A 19,705-nucleotide genomic window follows, 5' to 3' on the forward strand; every position below is an offset into this window, starting at 1 on the left:
CAAGTGGGTTAAGTGGTGATTAAATGTCGCTTCTGAGGAAATACTGTCACAAGCTGAAAGTCAGCTAAAAATTGTCTTACTTGTTCGTATGTTCCTTAGTTAAAGCCGCTTTGTTTTCTGGTTTCAATAAACCGGCTACGGCACCCTCTGGTAATTTATCAAAAGCAGCATTGGTTGGCGCAAAGACAGTAAAAGGACCTGGGCCTTGAAGAGTTTCAACCAAACCTGCTGCTTTAACGGCAGCCACTAATGTCGTGTGATCTTTAGAGTTAACCGCATTTTCAATGATATTTTTGCTCGCATACATTGGTGCGCCACCGACCATTGGATTAGCATTGTCATCAGTCGTTTTCATACCACCAGCAGAACAGCCAGCAAGTGTTACAATTGTTGCAGCAGAAACAAGACTTAGTAATTTCATTGTTATTCTCCAGTTTGTTTTTCCATAACAATTCGCCATGGTTATAAGTACATACGCAGCGAATTTAAAATGGTTTCATTTTTTTATAAAAAAATATTTAATCAGGTTGAAATACTAAAGAAATACCATTTAAACAATGGCGTAATCCCGTTGGTTGTGGGCCGTCATCAAATATATGACCAAGGTGGCTACCACATCGACGACAATGCACCTCAGTTCGCTCCATAAAGAAACCATTGTCTTCTTTTGTTCCAATCGCATTTGGCAAGCTGTCATAAAAGCTTGGCCAACCTGTGCCACTCTCATATTTTGTATTACTCGGATAAAGAGGAAGATCACAACCTTTACAGAGATACGTTCCCTCTCGCTTTTCATTCAGCAAAGGACTACTACCAGCACGCTCTGTTTTCTCTTCTCTCATTACTTGGTATTCAAAATCACTTAACTTTGCTTTCCATTGCTGCTTAGTTCGATACACCTCAAAATGTGAGCTAGAAGCTAATACCGCTGCAGTCGCGGGCATAGTTGAAAATTTAATAACACCTGCCGCGCAAGCCGCTTGTACAAGAAAATGTCGACGATTCATAACAAAACCTCCAAATAAAAAATGCCTAAATGCTTTTAGCAAATTCAGCTCATACTTAGAAATACGAGACAGGAGCAATAAAGTTTCAGAAAAAGGCTTTAGAAAAGGTTTTGGAGAAGGGTTTAGGGAAAGTTTTAAAGACAAAAAAAGGGCAAGTTCCGAAGAACTTACCCTTTTTTAAATATTCTTAGTAGCTAATTAAACTACTGTAATATTCTCTGCTTGAGGGCCTTTTTGGCCAGCAGTAACAACGAATTCTACTTGTTGGCCTTCAGCCAATGTTTTGAAACCATCGCTAACAATCGCGCTGAAATGTGCGAACACATCTGGGCCAGACTCTTGCTCGATAAAACCAAAACCTTTAGTTTCGTTGAACCACTTAACGGTTCCTTTCACTGTATTAGACATAAATAATCACCTGAGTTTTAAATAGCCCTAATGGGCCGGTTTTGCAAAAAAAATAGACTTGTACTTAGAAACTTTCAGGACGAGGATTTTATGAATAAAACAACGTATTGCAGAGTTAATAATTTTAGACTTCTTTCTAGCTTGTGCCGCCATATTATAGAGATTAACTTAGGATAGATAGCTTTTTACAACTTATTTTAAATTACCCCCACACCTTCTGCCCATCAATCCATGTTGATGTGACAAAATAATCTTCGCTTAAACCGACGAGACTGGCTCGGTATCCCGCTTTAATACGACCAAAAGATTGTTCTATTCCTAAAAATTCAGCAGGCCTTAAAGACGCCATTTGCAACGCTTCCATAGGTGTTCGCCCGATTAGGTGAATAGTATTACGTACGGCCGTTGCCATGTCTAAATCAGACCCTGCAAGAGTGCCGTCTTCGGTGGTCACTTTACCTTCGCTGCGCAGGACTTTTTTTCCTAAAAATGGCATTTCTTTTTCATCAGATCCAACACTCTGAATCGCGTCAGTCACCAAAAGCATGTGATCGCAACCTTTCGCGGCAATCGCGACTCGCATACTCGCAGGATGAACATGATGGCCATCGGCGATTAATCCGCACCAGGTAGGCTTATCCGTTTGCAATGCTGCACCAACCACACCAGGCTCACGGCTAATTAAAGGCGTCATAGCATTAAACAAATGGGTGAAACCACGAGCACCATCCATCACAGCTTGCCTTGCTTGATCATAATTCGCAGCAGAGTGGCCAATGCAAACAATAACGCCTTCGGCAACAAGCCATTCAATAAAGCCTTCTGGCACTTGCTCTGGCGCCAATGTCACCATAAGTTTTCCGCTACGACTTACTTCCAATAAAGCGGCCAATTTGCCTTCTGTCGGCTTGCGCAATTTCGATTCATTGTGAACCCCTTTTCGAATAGGGTTAAGATAAGGGCCTTCATAATGCATCCCTAAAATACCCGCCATGTTTTGCTTGAGTGCTTGGCAAACCGCTTGATGCGCTTGCGACATAATTTCGTAATCATCGGAAATTAATGTCGGCATCATGGCCACAGTGCCAAATTGAGCATGCACAGCCACCATGCGCTCTAATGCTTCAATAGTCGGCGTATGGTTAAACAAGGCCCCGCCGCCGCCATTGACATGTACATCAATAAACCCTGGCGCCAGAATATCAACCACGTCTGTATTTTCAGTGGATTGCTCAACAGCTAAATCAGCAACAGATGTAATAGAGTCAATCACTTGCCCTTTAAAGGTCACCTTTTGATTAGTGAGCCAATTCTCTCCATCGAACAAACGCTTGGCAAACAAGGTTGTTACCTTATGTTCCATCATATTGCTTTCCTTCCTATTTGAGCTTTGGCCATCAAAATGGCACCCGCCATAGCATCACCCTTTGGCTGACAAAAGTAAGGCAAAAAACGCTCTGGCAAATATTCTAAAATGGCTTCTGAGACCCCGCCAACTAAAACTATCTTCTGTGCACCTTTAGCTACCAAAGCGTCTAAATACTGACTGACCCACTCCACTTGTTGATGGATAATTTTCAGGGCAATTGGGTCTTTTTGCTGAGCAAATTGAAATACTTGCACAGCAAAGGCACCGTATTCTTTTGGCAAGGGAGCTTTGTTTTGATACAAGACATATTCTTCTGCAGACAAAGAAAATTCCGCATTAATGCTATCGGTAAAAGGTGTCGATGGAGAAATACCATCCAAGGCCGCTAGTGAATATTCTAAAGCAGCAAGGCCGATACGCGCCCCACTGCCCTGGTCCGATAAGGGAAACCCCCAACCACCAACAATGTTGAATCGTTCATTTTGATAAACAACCCCACAGCTGCCTGTGCCCAATATCAATAACGCGCCATCTTCGCCATTAAAGGCCCCTAAACAAGCCGCATGGGCATCGGTTAATAAATAACGCTGCCCAAAAGGAGACTTTTGAGAAATCACCAACTCTTGTTCCAATGGCTGATTAGCACCCGCTAAGCCTAAACCTAAGGTAATTTTTGCATAAACTTCGGGAGAAATATTGCCTTGATGGCACGCTTCAAGACAGGCGTTGATAATATTCTGCCAAGCGGCCTCGATACCAATTCTTGGATTACCAGAGCCACCGACGGCTTCACCCAATACATTACCATCGCCGTCAACCAAGCGGGCGCGGCAAAAAGTACCGCCGCCGTCCACACCAATATATAAACCGCTCATGCCAAACTTCCCTCGTGCAATTGTTGGCGTTTTTGCTCACACCATTGGTAATACTCTTTTAACGTTAACAAGCTAGCGGCGTCCTCATCTAATACTATGGTTGCCGCTTCATGCAGTTGCAGTGCTGACGCTGGACACATGGCAGATAATGGGCCTTCAATCATGGCTTTAACCGCCTCTGCTTTCGCTTTACCAGTAGCCATCAACAACACTGACTTGCTTTCTAAAATAGTACCAATCCCCATGGTTAGCGCTAAATGCGGCTGATACTCACCTTCTTCAAAAAAACGTTTATTCGCAACAACAGTCGACTCTGACAAGGTTTTAATACGCGTTCGTGAAGCAAAACTGGAAGTGGGTTCATTAAAACCAATATGACCATTTAAGCCAATGCCTAAGATTTGCAAATCAATACCACCAGCTTGCAGAATCCACTCCTCATAGTCCTGCGCGCTGCGTTTCAATACATTAACATCCTGACTGTCTGCAATAGGAACATGCGTATTCTCATCAAAGATATCGATGTGCTCAAACAGATAACGCTCCATGAAAGCTCGATAACTTTGTTGATGGGTATCAGCAATACCTATGTATTCATCTAAATTAAAACTAACCACGCGTCGAAATGACATCTCTTTAGCATGATAGCGCGCCACCAACTCTTTATATAAAGCAATGGGCGTAGACCCAGTCGCCAACCCTAAAACAGGATTCGGTTTGGTATTAATCACATCAACCACACGATCAGCCGCATACAAAGCCACACCATGAGCAGATGGGAGAATAATAACTTGCATAAGAACCCTCTTTCCCAACATGAGCAAACACAACCAATAAAATACCAATTAAAGCGTAAGATCAAATTATTTTCCATAATATTGTCATATTTATTTGCTTGACAACATAATTGGTGCTAATTTTTAAAAACTAGCAATACCTAATAAATACCATTTAAGTTTAATTACCTAATAAATACCATTTAAGTTTAATTACCTAATAAAAAGAACACTCACATCACAATTGGAAAACACAATCGGAGAGTAATCATGTTAAATGTTCGTTCCGCTTTACTTAACAAAAAACCGACAGCAACAACGGTTACAAAGCTCACTTGCTTAGCAGCGATCATGCTCAGCAGTACCGGCATAGCGCAAGCAGCAAATGGTTTATCTATTGAAAGTTGGCGTAGTGACGACGCTAATATCTGGTCAGATGTTATTATTCCAGCCTTCAACAAAAGCCACCCAGACACAAAAGTAAATTTCGCACCGACGCCTCCAACTGAATACAACTCGGCACTGCAGGCAAAGTTAAAAGCGGGTTCCGCTGGTGACTTAATCACTTGCCGTCCATTCGATACCGCTCTTGACCTTTATAAAGACGGCCACCTTGCCAAACTTAATGATTTAGAAGGTTTAAAACAATTCTCTGATGTTGCGAAAAGTGCTTGGGTAACAGATGACGGTAAAGATCAATTCTGTATGCCTGTTGCTTCTGTTTTACATGGTTTTGTTTATAACAAAGAAATATTTGAAGAGCTCAATTTATCGATTCCCAAAACACGCGATGAGTTCTTTAGCACTCTAGAAACTATCAAGACTGAAAGCCGTTACATTCCGCTAGCTATGGGTACTGCTGACCAATGGGAAGCCGCGACAATGGGGTTCCAAAACATTGGGCCGAACTATTGGAAAGGCGAAAAAGGTCGTAAGGCATTATTAACAGGCGAAGAAAAATTAACTGATAAAGCCTATGTGGACACTTGGAAAGAGCTTGCCAAGTGGAAACCGTATCTAGGTCGAGGCTTTGAGGCACAAAAATACTCTGATTCACAGAACCTATTCACTCTAGGTCGAGCAGCCATATACCCAGCAGGTTCTTGGGATATTCAGACATTCAACAATCAAGCGGATTTTGAGTTTGGCGCCTTCCCGCCACCCGTTGCTAAAGCTGGAGACACTTGCTACATCAGTGACCATACCGATATGGGTATTGGCATAAATGCAAATTCCACTAACAAAGAAGCTGCTAAAGTTTTCTTAAACTGGATGGCCAGCAAAGAATTCGCCACACTTTATGCCAATGCGGTACCGGGCTTCTTCCCATTGTCTAATCATCAAATCGACATCAAAGACCCAGTGGCGCAAGAGTTTATGAGCTGGCGTCAGCAGTGCGAGTCGACCATTCGTAACTCTTATCAAATCCTATCTCGCGGTACGCCAAACTTAGAGAACCAACTATGGAACGTTAGTGCTCAGGTTATCAATGGCACCATGACACCAGAAGAAGCCGCCAAAGAAACACAGGACGGTTTGGAACAATGGTACAAACCTCAGCAATAAGTTACACCCAACCCTGACCCTCTCCCCTTGAAAATAAGGGGAGAGGGTAATAACTAGCCTGCTCCTCGCCCTGCCAAGGGGGAGGCTGGGAGGGGGTTAAGATTAATAACCATTTGAGATGAACTATGACGCCATCCAACCAACATGACGAAAAGAAACCTTTCCCATGGCACTTGGTGTTTTTCCTTGGGCCAGGATTGCTGATTTACGTTGTTTTCAGTGTTTACCCCTTGCTCGATACACTCGTATTAAGTCTGTATAACGAGCAACAGGGACAAAGTAGCTTTGTCGGCTTGCAAAATTTTATAACCTTGGTAACGGACGATACTTGGTCACAAGCTTTCTGGAACGCACTCGGCAACAACTTCAAATTTTTCGCCATTCATATGCTTGTGCAAAACCCTATCGGTCTGCTTTTGGCTGTTTTATTAAGCGCGCCAAAATTACGACTCTCTGGCACTTATCGAACGCTCATTTTTATGCCAACTATGCTTTCTGTGGTTATCATCGGCTTCGTTTGGCAGCTTTTACTAAGCCCTATCTGGGGAATTTCAGAAGACTTTCTTTATAACATTGGCCTTGGCCAATACTTCGATGCATGGCTTGGCAAAGAAGGCAGTGCGCTAATTACTTTGGCCTTTATCTCCGTCTGGCAGTTTGTCGGTATTCCGATGATGTTGATCTACGCCACCTTGTTGAATATTCCTGACGATATTGTCGATGCCAGCGTGGTAGATGGCGCTAATTCATTCCAGACTTTTTGGCACATTAAATTGCCATTGATTTTACCGACTATCGCCATGGTCTCGATTTTGACTTTTGTGGCGAACTTCAATGCTTTTGAATTGATATACGCCGTGAAAGGCGCTCTTGCTGGCCCTAACTTCTCAACGGATTTAATGGGGACCTTCTTCTACCGAACCTTCTTTGGCTTCCAGCTACAACAAGGCAGCGCTTCCATGGGTGCCGCGGTGGCTACTCTGATGTTCTTAATCATTTTGGTGGGCGTTATGTTGTTCCTATTCTTTATTCAACGTCGCATTCAGCGATTCCAATTTTAAGGAGGCTATGATGAAACTATTAGATCGGCTTATGCCCTCCTCTGGAATAAGACAAGTCCCAAAAAGCGTCACGATACATGCCGTGTTATTGGCCTACACCGTAATTGCCCTTTTCCCAATTATTGTTGTTGTGATCAATGCCTTCAAAGAGCGTCGTGCTATTTTCCGCGACCCACTCGGCTTGCCAGACAGTGACTCCTTTACCTTGGTGGGCTTCCAGCAAGTACTTCTGAGATCTGACTTCGGTTTGTATTCGTGGAACAGCTTAGTTGTTACTATTTTGGCCGTCGGCTTAGTACTTTTACTAGGCGCAATGGCGGCTTGGGCACTGACAGAATACAAATTTAAAGGCAACTTGCTGATTACCTTTTTGTTTGCCATGGGTATCATGATTCCCATTCGTCTGGGTACGGTAAGTATCTTGAGCCTGATGGTTAGCTTGGACCTTGTGAATACACTTACCGCTCTGGTGTTGGTATACATAGCCCAAGGCTTACCGCTTGCTGTGTACATCTTGTCAGAGTTTGTACGCACTATTCCGAAGGAACTCACCGAGGCAGCCCGTTGCGATTCCGTTAGCGAATATAAGATTTTCTTTTGTGTCATCTTGCCACTATTGAAACCCGCGATGGCGACCGTCGCTGTATTTACCATGATTCCGATTTGGAATGATTTATGGTTCCCGCTGATACTCGCTCCAGGGGAAGAAACACGCACTATTACCCTTGGCGTACAGCAATTTGTTGGGCAATACGTCACGGACTGGAACTCAGTATTATCCGCCTTAACCTTGGCGATCGTTCCTGTACTGATCCTATATACCATTTTCTCAAGACAATTGATCCGCGGCTTAACCAGCGGAGCGGTCAAATAACAGTTTATATCTTTGACCGTTGGAGGTTTATTTCATGGCTAGTGTAAAACTTAACAATATTAAAAAGCGCTTTGGCGATGTTGACGTACTTCATGGCATCGACCTTGACATTAAAGACGGTGAATTTGTCGTGTTGATTGGCGAATCCGGTTGCGGAAAATCAACTCTATTACGTTTATTGTCTGGGCTAGAAGACATCACTGAAGGTGACTTATATATTGACGAAGAGCGCGTTAACGGGCGCTCACCAGCCAAACGTGGTATTGCTATGGTGTTTCAATCGTATGCCTTGTATCCACATATGAATGTGTTCAAAAACATGGCGTTTGGCTTAAAAATCTCAGGCAAAGACAAACACTTTGTAAACAACAAGGTAATGGAAGCCGCAAAAAAGCTAAAGATTGATCATCTACTGGAACGATTACCTCGAGAGCTGTCAGGTGGCCAGCGCCAGCGTGTCGCCATAGGCCGCGCCATTGTACGAGACCCGAAAGTCTTCTTATTTGATGAACCTTTATCTAACTTAGACGCTTCCTTACGGGTTCAAACGCGTGTCGAACTTGGCAAACTTCATCAGGAGCTAAAAGCCACCGTAGTGTATGTGACTCATGACCAAGTAGAAGCCATGACATTAGGCGATAAAATTGTCGTCATGAACAAGGGTCGTGTAGAACAAGTCGGCGCACCTTTGGATTTGTACCACCATCCCAAAACCCAATTTGTTGCCGCTTTTATTGGTTCGCCAAAGATGAACTTTTTAACCGCAAAAATCAGTCAACCTGACCCAGAGAACACGCAACTTGTGCTAGAATCCGGCCGCGCCATTCAGGCTTGCATTGATACGTCATCGCTAAACAAAGGCGACATAGTGCAACTTGGATTACGACCAGAACATATTGCGCTCGAATGCGAACACAATACCGTTGAAGGTACTGTTACCTTGATAGAACACCTTGGCGAACTGTCCTATTTGTATGTCGATATCGGTCAGGAAGGCGAAATGGTGCTTAAAGTAGATGGCGATAATCAACACCAAGCAGGCGACAAAATCACCTTTGGCATTCAACCTAATCGACTGTATTTATTTGATCACCAAGGTAACGCCTTAACGAGGGTCAACGCCCATACGTCTGCGGCTATCCCCTTTTAACGCTGGAATACTTAGCCCTTAGCAATAACAAGTACGGGAACCCCTTCCCGTTCAGGACACTGACTATGAACCAAAATCGCGTTAATGAGTTATTTGGTGCTGCCGAAGAACTGAGAGAAAAAGGCATTCCTCTCTATATGCAGGTAAAGAAAGCCATTTTAGCGTCTATTTCTGCAGGTCGAGTACTTGGCGGTGATACGCTGCCGCCAGAACGCGATCTTGCTAAATATCTTGATATATCAAGGGTGACAGTACGCCGTGCAATCGATGAGTTGGTGAAAGAGGATGTTCTAACTCAACGTCAGGGTGCAGGCACTTTTGTCAGCGAGCGGGTGGAACAACCACTGAATCACTTGCGCAGTTTTACTGAAGTCATGAAAGCCCGCGGCAAAGCCATTACGTCTAAGTGGTTGGATCGTTCTTTGGGAATGCCCCACGAAGATGAGTGCAAAGCGCTGGAACTCTCTCCAGAACAAGAGGTAGTTCGCTTTTATCGTTTGCGTTATGCCGACGACAAACCCATGGCTCTCGAGTTAGCAACGATCCCAAGCAATTACATTCTTAACCCTTTTGCAATGGAAGGATCGCTATACGATTTATTAGAACAACAAGGCTGCCGCCCTGTTCGTGCATTCCAACGCTTGCGAGCAATAAGTATTGATGAACAGCGAGCCCAGTTGCTCGACATCCCAGAGCTTAGCGCTGTGCTTTACATTGAACGTACCGCAGTTACGCAAGCTGGCACGCCCATTGAGTTTACGCGCTCATGGTTCCCTGGGGATTCTTATGATTTCGTGGCGGAAATTCATAACACCATATAATCAGTATTTCTCTATTCAGACGCAAAAAGGCTTTCTACGTTAAATTAGAAAGCCTTTTTTCTAGGGTTTGGCTTATCAAAACGCCTGCTATTTTTCTTCTTTTGCTTTAGCTAACAACAAAAACCGCTTATGTATTTTTCGTGTCGCAAACCACACACTTCCAACAACAAGAGGCACTGACAAACCAATCACTAGACTTTTATCGAAATTCAGACCTTTGTCGTATACCGCTTCGATCAAAAATTTTAACAACCCAACACTGTAGTAACTAATTGCAGCAACTGACAGACCTTCAACCGTATGTTGCATGGCAAGCTGAATCTTTGAGCGACGATCCATGGAGGTTAGCAATTGCTGATTCTGAGATTGAATCGACATTTCTACTTGGGTGCGCATCATGTCTGACACCCTATCAATTCGGGTCGAAAGACTCTCTAAATGGTTACCAGCTGTATTACAAGTCCGTACGGCAGGCGTTAGTCGGCGAGTCATAAATTCGGTGATGGTTAAGTGCCCTGATACTTCGTCTTCTTTCAATTCAGTTAAGCACTTTAATACTAGCTCGTGATACGCCCTTGTAGCACTAAATCGAAACGTGGTCTTCGCTCGAGTCGCTTCTACCCAAGCGGCCATTTCAATTAATTCACTCAACAAAGCCTGTTCATCAAGAGGCTCTATTGCATCAGATAAGTTGGCAGTGGTTTTTGCCAACTCTTGATCCATAGCAACCAGCTCGGCATTGTATTTACGTGCCATAGGCAAAGCCAGTAACGCCATTAATCGGTAGGTTTCTATTTCAATAACACGCTGCACCATCCGACCTAGCTGGCTGTCACTCATGTTTTTGTTATAAATCAAAAACCGCCCACAGCCGTCGCTGTGCAACTGAAAACTAGTCCAAACTTGTGCATCGCCATTTTGTGGGCGACTGCCAACTAAACGCATCCCTTCAAAATGACTCTTCACCAAGGCTAAATCTGGTTCAGGTATCGTTCGTGCATCTTCAATAGCTATATGAAAAGCAGCGATGACGGCGCCTGGGATAGTAGAAAGCCAATCGACAGGCAAACACGACAAGGCATTTTGATCAAAAAAACCAAGCCTAGAATCGACTTGGCCATGTGTGATTATGTAAGACGTGAACTCTAAATGTTTATCACGACGTATTTTACAATGCCCAAAATCAACTTCAATACAGGCCCCATCTTCTTTTGGAGGAGTGCCAGAAAAGTATTGATACAGCGAACAAAAATGTTCGAATTCAGCTTTTTTTTGCTCCGGCCTCAAAATAACCGCAAGATAGCTTATTCTGGCTGGGCTAGGAAGAACTTGGAAAGGACGGGAATGCAATTCTGCATACAAGGAGTCACGTAATGGATGGACATCTAATCCGTACGAGTTGTTAACCTGATTCACTGTATTGTTCCAACTAATATTGGTTAATGTCTGTTCAGCAAAAATCCTATTAAGATAAACACGTGCGGAATAAAACACATAATCTACCCAGTGATATCTATAATATTCGGCTTTTGCCTCTTCTTCTTGTAACCCAAGCATATCATCAGACATAGAAATTCATACTAAATCTTACAGCTTTGTCCTCCTCCTACTTAATCAAGGTAAGGACACAGCAGCAATCTGTGCTTATACTAGAAATGAATTAAAGATGATAAAGCAGGTTAATAGCATAATGTCGATGCCAATCATAAAATCTAGCCTTCTAATACTTAGCTTAGCCATGGCAAGCAACCTTACCTATAGTAGCAGCTTGGTAGAGTTTGGAAAAAAATGCTTGGTAAAAGAGGACCGACTTAATAAAGCCCAAAATAGATTGGAAGCACTGTCTCTTCGAGCGGAAAGAAAACAAAGAAGAAGTAATAGATCAATAGATCGTTTAGATCGCTATCAGGCAGAAAAAGAACTGTTAGAAATCGATATGGCAGAGTGCAGCGAAACCACGCCAAATAGTGCTTTTTGCCACCAAGTTCGTCTTAGGTTTCACGAGATAGCCTATTTAATTCAAAGCGCAAAAACAGACAGTGTCGGAAGTGGCTGGGGTGGCAATGATGCCATCACCGATTATGAGATCACCAAAGATAACTTCAACCGTCGCTATGATGACTTTCTTGCTCTTTGCCGAGATTCAAATGCTCATTATGCCCTGATACAAACTCCAGAAGCCTACGCTGAAGTCTGTTCAAGCGAGGCGGCCAAGCAATCGGTCACCTGCACATTGTTTTGATCTCACGACCCCTTTGGGGTATGCACCACTGTCACCAACTTATCCATGGGGAAACCTAACGCTTCTGCTTTGGCTAATAACCGACGTTTCACGGCTTCAGGCATAGTAGGTGTGCGAGATAACAACCAAAAATAATCACGGCTTGGGCCGGATATCATGGCGTATTGATAGTCTTTTTGATCCAGTTCGAAAATAACATAAGCGCCATAAAAAGGCCCAAAAAACGATACCTTCAGATGCCCTACATTAGAAGAGTTAACAAAATAAGCCCGCCCTTCAGCTTCTCGCCATGCTTTATCTTCCGCGGAATAACCGCGATTCAATACAGATACTCCGCCATCCTCTCGCATAGAATAGGTCGCCGTCACCTCTGACAAACCTTCTTCAAAAGCATGATCTTGGCGGACGATTTCATACCAAGTCCCTAAATAACGTTTAACTTGAAACTCAGTCACGGGATCAATGTTTTTAGGCGCACTGGTACAACCCATCAATAAAGCGCAGCCTGCAAGCAAAATCGTCTTTATCCCATTCGTTATTTTCATCTAAGTATCCTTTATAAAAAATGGTACATGTAAAGCATCATAAAAATGTCACACTTTTATCGCAGTCTAGTAAAACCTTTTATGAGGGATATGAACTCTTGTTTTATTCTAGATTGCAAAGACGGCACAATATTCATCAAAATAAATCGCTGCTCGTTAATCTTAACAGCACGACACCCATTACCACTATAGACCCAAGATACTTATCTTTCTCGATTGATATTTCCGTATTGGCTGGTGGTTTCTGGTGGGAAGGCAGTGAAGGCACACAAAGAGGACTTGGCACACAACGAGTTCCTCCTTTGGATTTAAACCAAGAAAAACTGAATTTATTAGTCAAAGGTCTTGGTAGTGCCTACGTACGTGTCGGTGGATCAGAAGCCGATAACGTCACTTATTTCACCAGTAAAAACATGAATAGTGAAGCCTCTCCAAACGCTCTGCTTCTTACTCGGGATATGTGGCATCAGCTTCATGATTTCTGCCAGCGAAATGCATTAGCCCTCATGTTTACCATGAAATATGGTCTATTCGAGCGGCGTCAACAAGGTAACTGGCAAGCAAGCGAAGTCAAAGCGCTGTTAGAATATAGCCAAGAGCACGGACAAAACATCGACATTTGTGAACTGGGCAATGAACTCAATGCCTATTGGGCGTTTCATGGATTAACGTCTCAACCCAGTGCGCGAAATCTTGCCAAAGACTACGATACCTTTATCCGTTGTGTTCGCCAATGTAGCCCAAATAGCAAGGTTGCAGGCCCAGGCAGCGCTTTTTGGCCAAGAATCGGAGAAGCCATCAAACCGTTGAGTAATATTTCCGCACCATTCCTAAGCTACCTAGAAGAACCTCTCGACATTGTTGATTGGCATTATTACCCATTTCAAAGCAGCCGATCTCCGGTTAAAACCCGAGCAGCAACCATCAAAAATATTCTCTCACCAAGCTCTCTTATGGACTATGAGCGATATTCGAGGCAACTCGAAAAACTTCGTGACCAGTACCAGCCTCGAGCACAACTTTGGACAGGAGAGACTGGCTCAGCTCAGTGCGGTGGACAAGCCAAGTTATCAGACCGTTTTGTATCCTGCTTTTGGTGGGCCGATCAATTAGGAAGAGGCGCGAAAATCGGCCAAAAAGTCATGATAAGACAGAGCTTAATAGGCGGTGATTACGCTCTTATTAACCGCCAAACGTTAAAACCAAACCCCGATTATTGGGTCAGCTGGCTCTGGGGCAAACTCATGGGTGAGCAAGTTTTTGATGTTCACAGCAACGACCCTTTTGTACAAATTTATTGCCATAGTGCCAAAAAAGTAGGCAAATGCACCCTTCTTATCATCAATATGTCTGCCAATCCCAAAATTTTACACTGCAACGGTTTTGGTGCCAAAAAGAAGCGCTTTGAAATCACCGCGGACTCTCTCACTTCAAAAAAAATTCGTATCAACGGCCTCAAACCAAAATTTAGAAATGGCAAGGTCAAACTCAGTGATTTCCCTAAGCTCTCCAAGCTCAACCTCGTCAGCCCTTATAGCATTAACTTCTGGTGTTTTACTGTGTAACAAATAGAGACACTTAAAAAAATAAATGGAAATGATTGTCAATAGTATAAATATTCTATTCTCATCTATATAATGGCGCGTTCTTCTCGGTCTACAGGATTTTAGACATGGTTCGCTTTATGACACGCTTCACACCAGTTTTCGCTCTTCTTTTTTTAAGCCTTACTTTAGCAAGCTGTGATCAATCACCCACAGCCGCGCCAGACAAAACACAGTTAAAAATAGATCAGGTAGAAAAAAGCACATCGGGTTGGCCAAGAAAAATCATGACCCCGGAAGGTCTGCTCACTCTTAATAAAAAACCAACCAGAATTGTGTCCACCAGCGTCACCTTGACGGGGACGTTACTTGCTATCAAGGCCCCCCTTGTTGCTTCTGGCGCTACTATGGCGAATACCAGCGTAGCATCTGAACAAGGCTTTATGCGCCAGTGGGCAGACATCGCAGAAACTCGAGGTGTCACTCCCCTCTATCAAACCGAACCCAATGCCGAAGCGATTATCAAGGCCAACCCAGATCTAATCATCATTTCTGCAACTGGTGGAGATTCCGCCCTCAAGCTCTATGAGCAACTTAAAGATATCGCACCAACATTGGTTATTGCGTATGACGACAAAAGCTGGATGCAATTAGCGAACATTTTTGGTGACCTTCTAGGCTTAGAAGAACAAGCGAAAAACATGATCCAACGCTTTGAACAAGAAGTGGAACACACCAAAACTACGATCAACTTACCGCCTCAACCGACCACGGCCATGGTCTACTACCAAGACGACACTGGTGCCAATATTTGGACCTCAGAATCTGCACAGGGTCGATTATTACAAGAACTTGGCTTTACTCTAGCTGACGTCCCTGAGAGCGTAAAAGGCAATATCAGCATGGGGATTCGTCATGACATTATCATCGCTACTGGGGAACGCTTTCCTGATGCGGTAACTGGCAATACTACACTACTGTTTTCAGCCAGCTCTGATAGAGAGCAAGCCTTTATAGATAACCCTTATTTACATGAAACAAGTTCTGTACAAAACCATCAGGTATTCGCCGTTGGCGAAGACACTTTTCGCTTAGACTATTACAGCGCCACCAATTTATTGAAGCGATTGCAAATACTGTTTGGGCGTGAAAAGTCATGACCCATAACACAATGTCTGCGTCAAAGAACAAGCGATACGCTTGGTTGTTCGCATTGCTGCTATTTTTACTCATTATTATGATCGCCAGTTTATGCATTGGGGCTAAGCCGATTTCCATGGGCATTCTGTGGAATATATTCATGGGCGAAGAGCATGGACTGGCTAAAACCATTGTTATTGAAGGTCGCTTACCACGCACTTTAAACGGGCTTTTTGTTGGTATGGCGCTTGGAACGTCTGGCGCACTGATTCAGGCAATAACCCGAAACCCTTTGGCGGACCCCGGTATTCTTGGCGTTAACTTAGGTGCCAGTTTAGCCATCGCGATCGCCATCGTTTTTTTAGGCGCAACTCAGCTGACCGAATTTTTTGGTTATGCGGCTCTGGGGGCTTTTTTAGCCAGTTTATTAGTATATTTCGTTGGTAGCATCGGCGGTGGTAGAGCCGACCCACTGAAACTGACGCTAGCAGGGGTTGCCATTGGCGCTGTGTTTGGCGGTATTAGCTCTGGCCTTACCCTTTTCAACCCTAGCGCATTTGATCAAATGCGTTTTTGGGCAGTTGGTAGTCTAGATATTCGCGCGATATCTGTCCCATTATTTATTGCCCCTATTGTCATTGGGGGCTGTTTGTTAGCCATATCGATTACCCCAGCCCTTAATGCATTTGGATTAGGCGACTCTTTGGCATCTGCACTGGGCAGCAAACCCGCTCGCATTCAGTTATTGGGACTAATAGCGGTTACATTACTTTGTGGCGCTGCCACTGCGGCGGCCGGCCCCATTGGCTTTGTCAGTCTAATGATGCCACACATTGCTCGCTGGATGGTGGGCCCAGATCAACGCTGGATCATTCCTTTTTGCTTTATTTTAACGCCCATATTGCTATTAATCGCTGACATCATCGGGCGTGTCTTAATTGTTGGGGAATTACGGGTTTCTATTGTTACAGCGTTTATCGGCGCACCTATTCTGATTTATTTAGTGCGCAGAAAAGGAGCTTCTGGACTATGAAGATCGATCGTCCCCACTCAATAACAATAACTAACTTTGTCAGCCACTACCCAAAGCAAATCATTTGTCTTTTTACTCTTTTGTTGGTCACTGCCACACTTTTTTTTGGCCAACACATTGCCGAAAATGCTCAAGATATTTGGCAACTTGTTACAGGCCAAGCAGATCCCTATCAATCCATTGTTGTGTGGCAATGGCGAGCATCCAGATTGTTTGCCGCCTTAGTGCTCGGTGCGGCGCTAGGAATCAGCGGTGCCGTATTTCAATCATTGGTTCGTAACCCTTTGGGTAGTCCTGATATAACGGGTTTTAATGTGGGAGCCTTTACTGGGGTTTTGTTGTCTATTGCTTTGTTTGGCAATCTCTATTGGTTCAGTGTGTTGGGCGCAATTTTGGGCGGTCTTTTTTCTGCTTTGCTCGTCTACTTATTCGCCTACCGAGATGGTCACTCCGGTTTTCGATTAATTATTGTCGGCATCGCGATTAGCGCCACCCTTTCTGCGTTTAACCAATGGCTGATTCTTAGCGTTTCATTAGAAACAGCAATGACCGCCGCGCTTTGGGGCGCTGGCACACTTAATGGTATGACCTGGGTGCGTATATTGCCCGCCGCGGTGCTCATTGCGGCCTTTATCCTCTGTGCTTTTTTGCTTAATACTCGGATGAAGTTGCTCGAAATGGGCGACGATACCGCGGCTTCTCTGGGCGTTTCAGTGAATAAAACCCGTCTCGCCCTAATGTTTGTTGGCGTTGCTCTAACCGCTGTCGCCACCGCCATCACTGGCCCAATAGCCTTCATTGCCTTGGCGGCGCCTCAGATAGCAAAACGGCTTGAAAACAGCGCGAGTATCTCATTGGGATCATCTGCTCTAGTAGGCGGTTTATTATTACTTAGCGCAGATTTTATCGCGCAACATAGCTGGGAAGGCTCGACATTACCGGTAGGACTCATCACCGTGAGCTTGGGTGGTATTTATCTAGTGTTTTTAATTATTCGTGAGGGAAGAAAATGACGGCGACAGTCACAGAAATTCATCAGAACAAACCGAACAACAGCACCTCTAAAGCGCTGCCAAAACTTTCTTTGTCGACCCATTCTGTTGCCCTAGGTTACGATCAAACCATCATCACCGACAATCTATCGATTGATATTCCTGAAGGAAAATTCAGTATCATTGTTGGCCCAAATGGCTGTGGAAAATCCACTTTGCTAAGAGCGCTGAGTAGATTACTGCCGCCAAAATCTGGCCAAGTACGACTAAATAGCCAAGACATTCATGCCTTACCGACCCGTGAGGTAGCAAAAATACTGGGACTCTTGCCACAAAGCGCCATTGCTCCAGATGGAATAAAAGTGGTCGATTTAGTCGCTCGTGGCCGTTTCCCCCATCAAAAGTGGTTTCAACCTTGGCGCGAACAAGATCAGATAGCCGTTGAGTCTGCAATGAAAGCAACAGGCATCATGGAGTTCGCTCAGCATCATGTTGATCAACTGTCTGGCGGGCAAAAACAACGTGTGTGGGTAGCAATGGCCTTGGCTCAAGAAACACCGTTACTGTTATTAGATGAGCCAACAACGTACTTAGATATTGCCCATCAAATTGAGCTAATGGATTTATTTCAAGACTTAAACCGCCAACAAGGTCATACCATGGTGGCGGTTCTGCATGACCTTAATCATGCTTGCCGATACGCTGACAATCTTATTGCTATGAAAGAAGGGAAAATCATTACTTCTGGCGCCCCAAAAGACATAGTCACTGAAGCGCTTATTGAAGACGTATTTGGCTTACCTTGTATTATTATGGAAGACCCAGTTTCAGGTACACCGTTAATCATTCCCAAAGGCCGACAAGTGTCGTTGAGCTGAAAGCTATAAATAAAAAATGGCGATGCCCTGCGACATCGCCATTTTTAAGGTAACACCCTCTAAATAGTCATTACGCCGTTACCTCTTTTGCTTCGACGGCTTCTTTTTTATCAGATCCTTCTTTAGCAACATCCTCATCAGGGAAGAGCGTGGTATCGATCAAGCTGACATTTCGTAATGAGCGATTTCCGGCACTTAATAATACCGTTGCTGCAGCACAACCAAAGCCAAGGGCGACTAACCCCATAATCGGTGACAACACCTTTACGAGTGCACCAATGCCTAATGCACCGGCAGAATCCCCTACTACATCTTGCGCAGTCCAGAAGCTACCAATTCGACCTAACATGTGATCTGGCGTGTGGCCCTGCACAATTGTGTATTGCAGCAAGCCGCCAATAGAACCGAGATAACCAAACACAGCCAAGGCCAGCAACATAACCACTAAATGCCCCATAAACCCCAATGCAGCGACACACAAGAAGGATAAAAATGCCGTGAACAACATCACCATCCCAGGCCGTTTCGCATGACGAACCCAACCGCTAGTAAGTGCTCCTAACGTCGACCCAACAGGCACTGCCGCGTACATAAGGCCAACTTCAAACGCCCCGCCACCAAACGCGGTTGCCGCTAAAGCAGGAAATAAAATACGAATAGATTTGGTGACCGCTTCTAGCGTACCCAATGCAACAACAGCACGAATAATTTTATGCGTAAACACAAAGCTAAATCCGTCCATTAATGAGCGAATGGGGTGCTCTTGAGGCCCACCTTCTTGCGGCTTCATATTCGGCAGGGTAACCAAGGTAATTAACGTACAAAGCGTTCCTATCGCTGCTAAGGTATAGTTCCACGTCACCCCAAATGACACAATCACCACACCGGCAACAGCGGGTGAAATGACCGACCCAATTCGGACAATTAACATGCTCAATGCGCCTGCAGTTGGCAAGTTTTCTCGACCAACAAGGTGAGGAATAGACGCCATTAGCGCCGTCATTCCAATGGCACTGAAAAAACCATCCCAGAGAGAAATGGCGTAAACAGCCCACAGACTTGGCTCTGACAAATACGCATTGGCTGCAAGCAAGACAAAGCCAACACCGCAAATAAAGCGCGAAAATAGAATCAGCCATTTACGGTCCATCCTGTCCGCTAGGACACCACCTAGCATCAGACCAACAAACATCCCCATTCCATCTAACGCTACGGCAAAACCAACCTGTAAACTGGATCCCGTTAACTCATATATCTGTACCGGCACGGCGACATTTAGCATGCCAATACCCAGCACAGACATCAGCCGAGCAATGAAAATAGCGCGAAAGTTTCTATTGGTTTTTAGCAAGCTAAAATCCAACATAATATTCGATTTTGACATATACACTCTTTAAATCTGGCGCGACATTTCGCCGCGCTCT

The 19,705-nt window shown here is 44.3% G+C and carries 20 protein-coding genes; 11 read left to right on the forward strand and 9 right to left on the reverse strand.

The genetic code is table 11. From position 1 onward, the window contains the following. Window positions 1-76: 76 nt before the first annotated feature. The 6 genes from DFP77_RS11540 to nagB form a co-directional block, all read right to left on the reverse strand. Complete coding sequence (locus DFP77_RS11540) at window positions 77-421, reverse strand: fasciclin domain-containing protein (RefSeq protein WP_309477162.1); 345 nt, start codon at window positions 419-421, stop codon at window positions 77-79. Between the two features lie 97 nt (window positions 422-518). Next, window positions 519-1,007 (reverse strand): peptide-methionine (R)-S-oxide reductase MsrB, encoded by a 489-nt coding sequence (gene msrB / locus DFP77_RS11545; RefSeq protein ID WP_114412441.1) that lies wholly within the window; start codon window positions 1,005-1,007, stop codon window positions 519-521. A 198-nt stretch (window positions 1,008-1,205) separates the two neighbouring features. After that, a complete protein-coding gene (locus tag DFP77_RS11550; RefSeq protein WP_113915034.1) occupies window positions 1,206-1,415 on the reverse strand; it encodes a cold-shock protein in 210 nt (69 codons plus the stop codon). 202 nt (window positions 1,416-1,617) lie between these two features. Then, window positions 1,618-2,781, reverse strand: coding sequence for an N-acetylglucosamine-6-phosphate deacetylase (gene nagA / locus DFP77_RS11555; RefSeq protein WP_114412442.1), 1,164 nt, complete (start codon window positions 2,779-2,781; stop codon window positions 1,618-1,620). After that, window positions 2,778-3,659, reverse strand: a complete 882-nt coding sequence (locus DFP77_RS11560) for a glucosamine kinase nucleotide-binding domain-containing protein (protein ID WP_114412443.1) — start codon at window positions 3,657-3,659, stop codon at window positions 2,778-2,780. Before DFP77_RS11560 ends, nagA begins: the two co-directional genes overlap by 4 nt. Then, window positions 3,656-4,456 (reverse strand): glucosamine-6-phosphate deaminase, encoded by an 801-nt coding sequence (nagB, locus tag DFP77_RS11565; RefSeq protein ID WP_114412444.1) that lies wholly within the window; start codon window positions 4,454-4,456, stop codon window positions 3,656-3,658. Before nagB ends, DFP77_RS11560 begins: the two co-directional genes overlap by 4 nt. 249 nt (window positions 4,457-4,705) lie before the next feature. On the opposite strand from nagB, the gene DFP77_RS11570 reads away from it, so the two are divergent. From DFP77_RS11570 to DFP77_RS11590, 5 genes are all read left to right on the forward strand, one after another. After that, window positions 4,706-6,001: an ABC transporter substrate-binding protein gene (locus DFP77_RS11570; RefSeq protein WP_114412445.1), complete on the forward strand. Its 1,296-nt coding sequence runs from the start codon at window positions 4,706-4,708 to the stop codon at window positions 5,999-6,001. Window positions 6,002-6,126: 125 nt separating this feature from the next. Further along, a complete protein-coding gene (locus DFP77_RS11575; RefSeq protein WP_114412446.1) occupies window positions 6,127-7,062 on the forward strand; it encodes a carbohydrate ABC transporter permease in 936 nt (311 codons plus the stop codon). Window positions 7,063-7,072: 10 nt separating this feature from the next. Further along, window positions 7,073-7,936, forward strand: coding sequence for a carbohydrate ABC transporter permease (locus tag DFP77_RS11580; protein ID WP_114412447.1), 864 nt, complete (start codon window positions 7,073-7,075; stop codon window positions 7,934-7,936). Window positions 7,937-7,970: 34 nt separating this feature from the next. Then, window positions 7,971-9,086, forward strand: coding sequence for an ABC transporter ATP-binding protein (locus DFP77_RS11585; RefSeq protein ID WP_114412448.1), 1,116 nt, complete (start codon window positions 7,971-7,973; stop codon window positions 9,084-9,086). A gap of 65 nt (window positions 9,087-9,151) precedes the next feature. Further along, complete coding sequence (locus tag DFP77_RS11590) at window positions 9,152-9,907, forward strand: GntR family transcriptional regulator (RefSeq protein ID WP_114412449.1); 756 nt, start codon at window positions 9,152-9,154, stop codon at window positions 9,905-9,907. 87 nt (window positions 9,908-9,994) lie between these two features. On the opposite strand, the gene DFP77_RS11595 is transcribed toward DFP77_RS11590, so the two are convergent. After that, window positions 9,995-11,323, reverse strand: a complete 1,329-nt coding sequence (locus DFP77_RS11595; RefSeq protein ID WP_114412489.1) for a DUF3422 family protein — start codon at window positions 11,321-11,323, stop codon at window positions 9,995-9,997. A 274-nt stretch (window positions 11,324-11,597) separates the two neighbouring features. On the opposite strand from DFP77_RS11595, the gene DFP77_RS11600 reads away from it, so the two are divergent. Continuing rightward, on the forward strand, window positions 11,598-12,149 hold the full coding sequence (locus tag DFP77_RS11600) for a hypothetical protein (RefSeq protein ID WP_220235538.1): 552 nt from the start codon (window positions 11,598-11,600) through the stop codon (window positions 12,147-12,149). A gap of 2 nt (window positions 12,150-12,151) precedes the next feature. Here the strand turns inward: DFP77_RS11600 and DFP77_RS11605 are convergent, their stop codons facing one another. After that, complete coding sequence (locus DFP77_RS11605; RefSeq protein ID WP_114412451.1) at window positions 12,152-12,694, reverse strand: lipocalin family protein; 543 nt, start codon at window positions 12,692-12,694, stop codon at window positions 12,152-12,154. Window positions 12,695-12,792: 98 nt separating this feature from the next. Here DFP77_RS11605 and DFP77_RS11610 point away from each other — a divergent pair, with 98 nt between their 5' ends. From DFP77_RS11610 to DFP77_RS11630, 5 genes are all read left to right on the forward strand, one after another. Further along, window positions 12,793-14,259: a glycosyl hydrolase family 79 N-terminal domain-containing protein gene (locus DFP77_RS11610; protein WP_114412490.1), complete on the forward strand. Its 1,467-nt coding sequence runs from the start codon at window positions 12,793-12,795 to the stop codon at window positions 14,257-14,259. 107 nt (window positions 14,260-14,366) lie between these two features. After that, complete coding sequence (fepB, locus tag DFP77_RS11615; RefSeq protein WP_258861147.1) at window positions 14,367-15,398, forward strand: Fe2+-enterobactin ABC transporter substrate-binding protein; 1,032 nt, start codon at window positions 14,367-14,369, stop codon at window positions 15,396-15,398. After that, window positions 15,395-16,411 (forward strand): Fe(3+)-siderophore ABC transporter permease, encoded by a 1,017-nt coding sequence (fepD, locus tag DFP77_RS11620; protein WP_239544254.1) that lies wholly within the window; start codon window positions 15,395-15,397, stop codon window positions 16,409-16,411. Before fepB ends, fepD begins: the two co-directional genes overlap by 4 nt. Next, window positions 16,408-17,424: a FecCD family ABC transporter permease gene (locus DFP77_RS11625; RefSeq protein ID WP_114412452.1), complete on the forward strand. Its 1,017-nt coding sequence runs from the start codon at window positions 16,408-16,410 to the stop codon at window positions 17,422-17,424. The genes fepD and DFP77_RS11625 overlap by 4 nt, the downstream gene beginning before the upstream one ends. After that, window positions 17,421-18,281: an ABC transporter ATP-binding protein gene (locus tag DFP77_RS11630; protein ID WP_114412453.1), complete on the forward strand. Its 861-nt coding sequence runs from the start codon at window positions 17,421-17,423 to the stop codon at window positions 18,279-18,281. The genes DFP77_RS11625 and DFP77_RS11630 overlap by 4 nt, the downstream gene beginning before the upstream one ends. A 70-nt stretch (window positions 18,282-18,351) precedes the next feature. Here the strand turns inward: DFP77_RS11630 and entS are convergent, their stop codons facing one another. Further along, window positions 18,352-19,665 (reverse strand): enterobactin transporter EntS, encoded by a 1,314-nt coding sequence (entS, locus tag DFP77_RS11635; RefSeq protein ID WP_114412454.1) that lies wholly within the window; start codon window positions 19,663-19,665, stop codon window positions 18,352-18,354. Window positions 19,666-19,705 lie beyond the last annotated feature (40 nt).

Source organism: Marinomonas foliarum, from assembly GCF_003337275.1.
GTDB lineage: Bacteria > Pseudomonadota > Gammaproteobacteria > Pseudomonadales > Marinomonadaceae > Marinomonas > Marinomonas foliarum.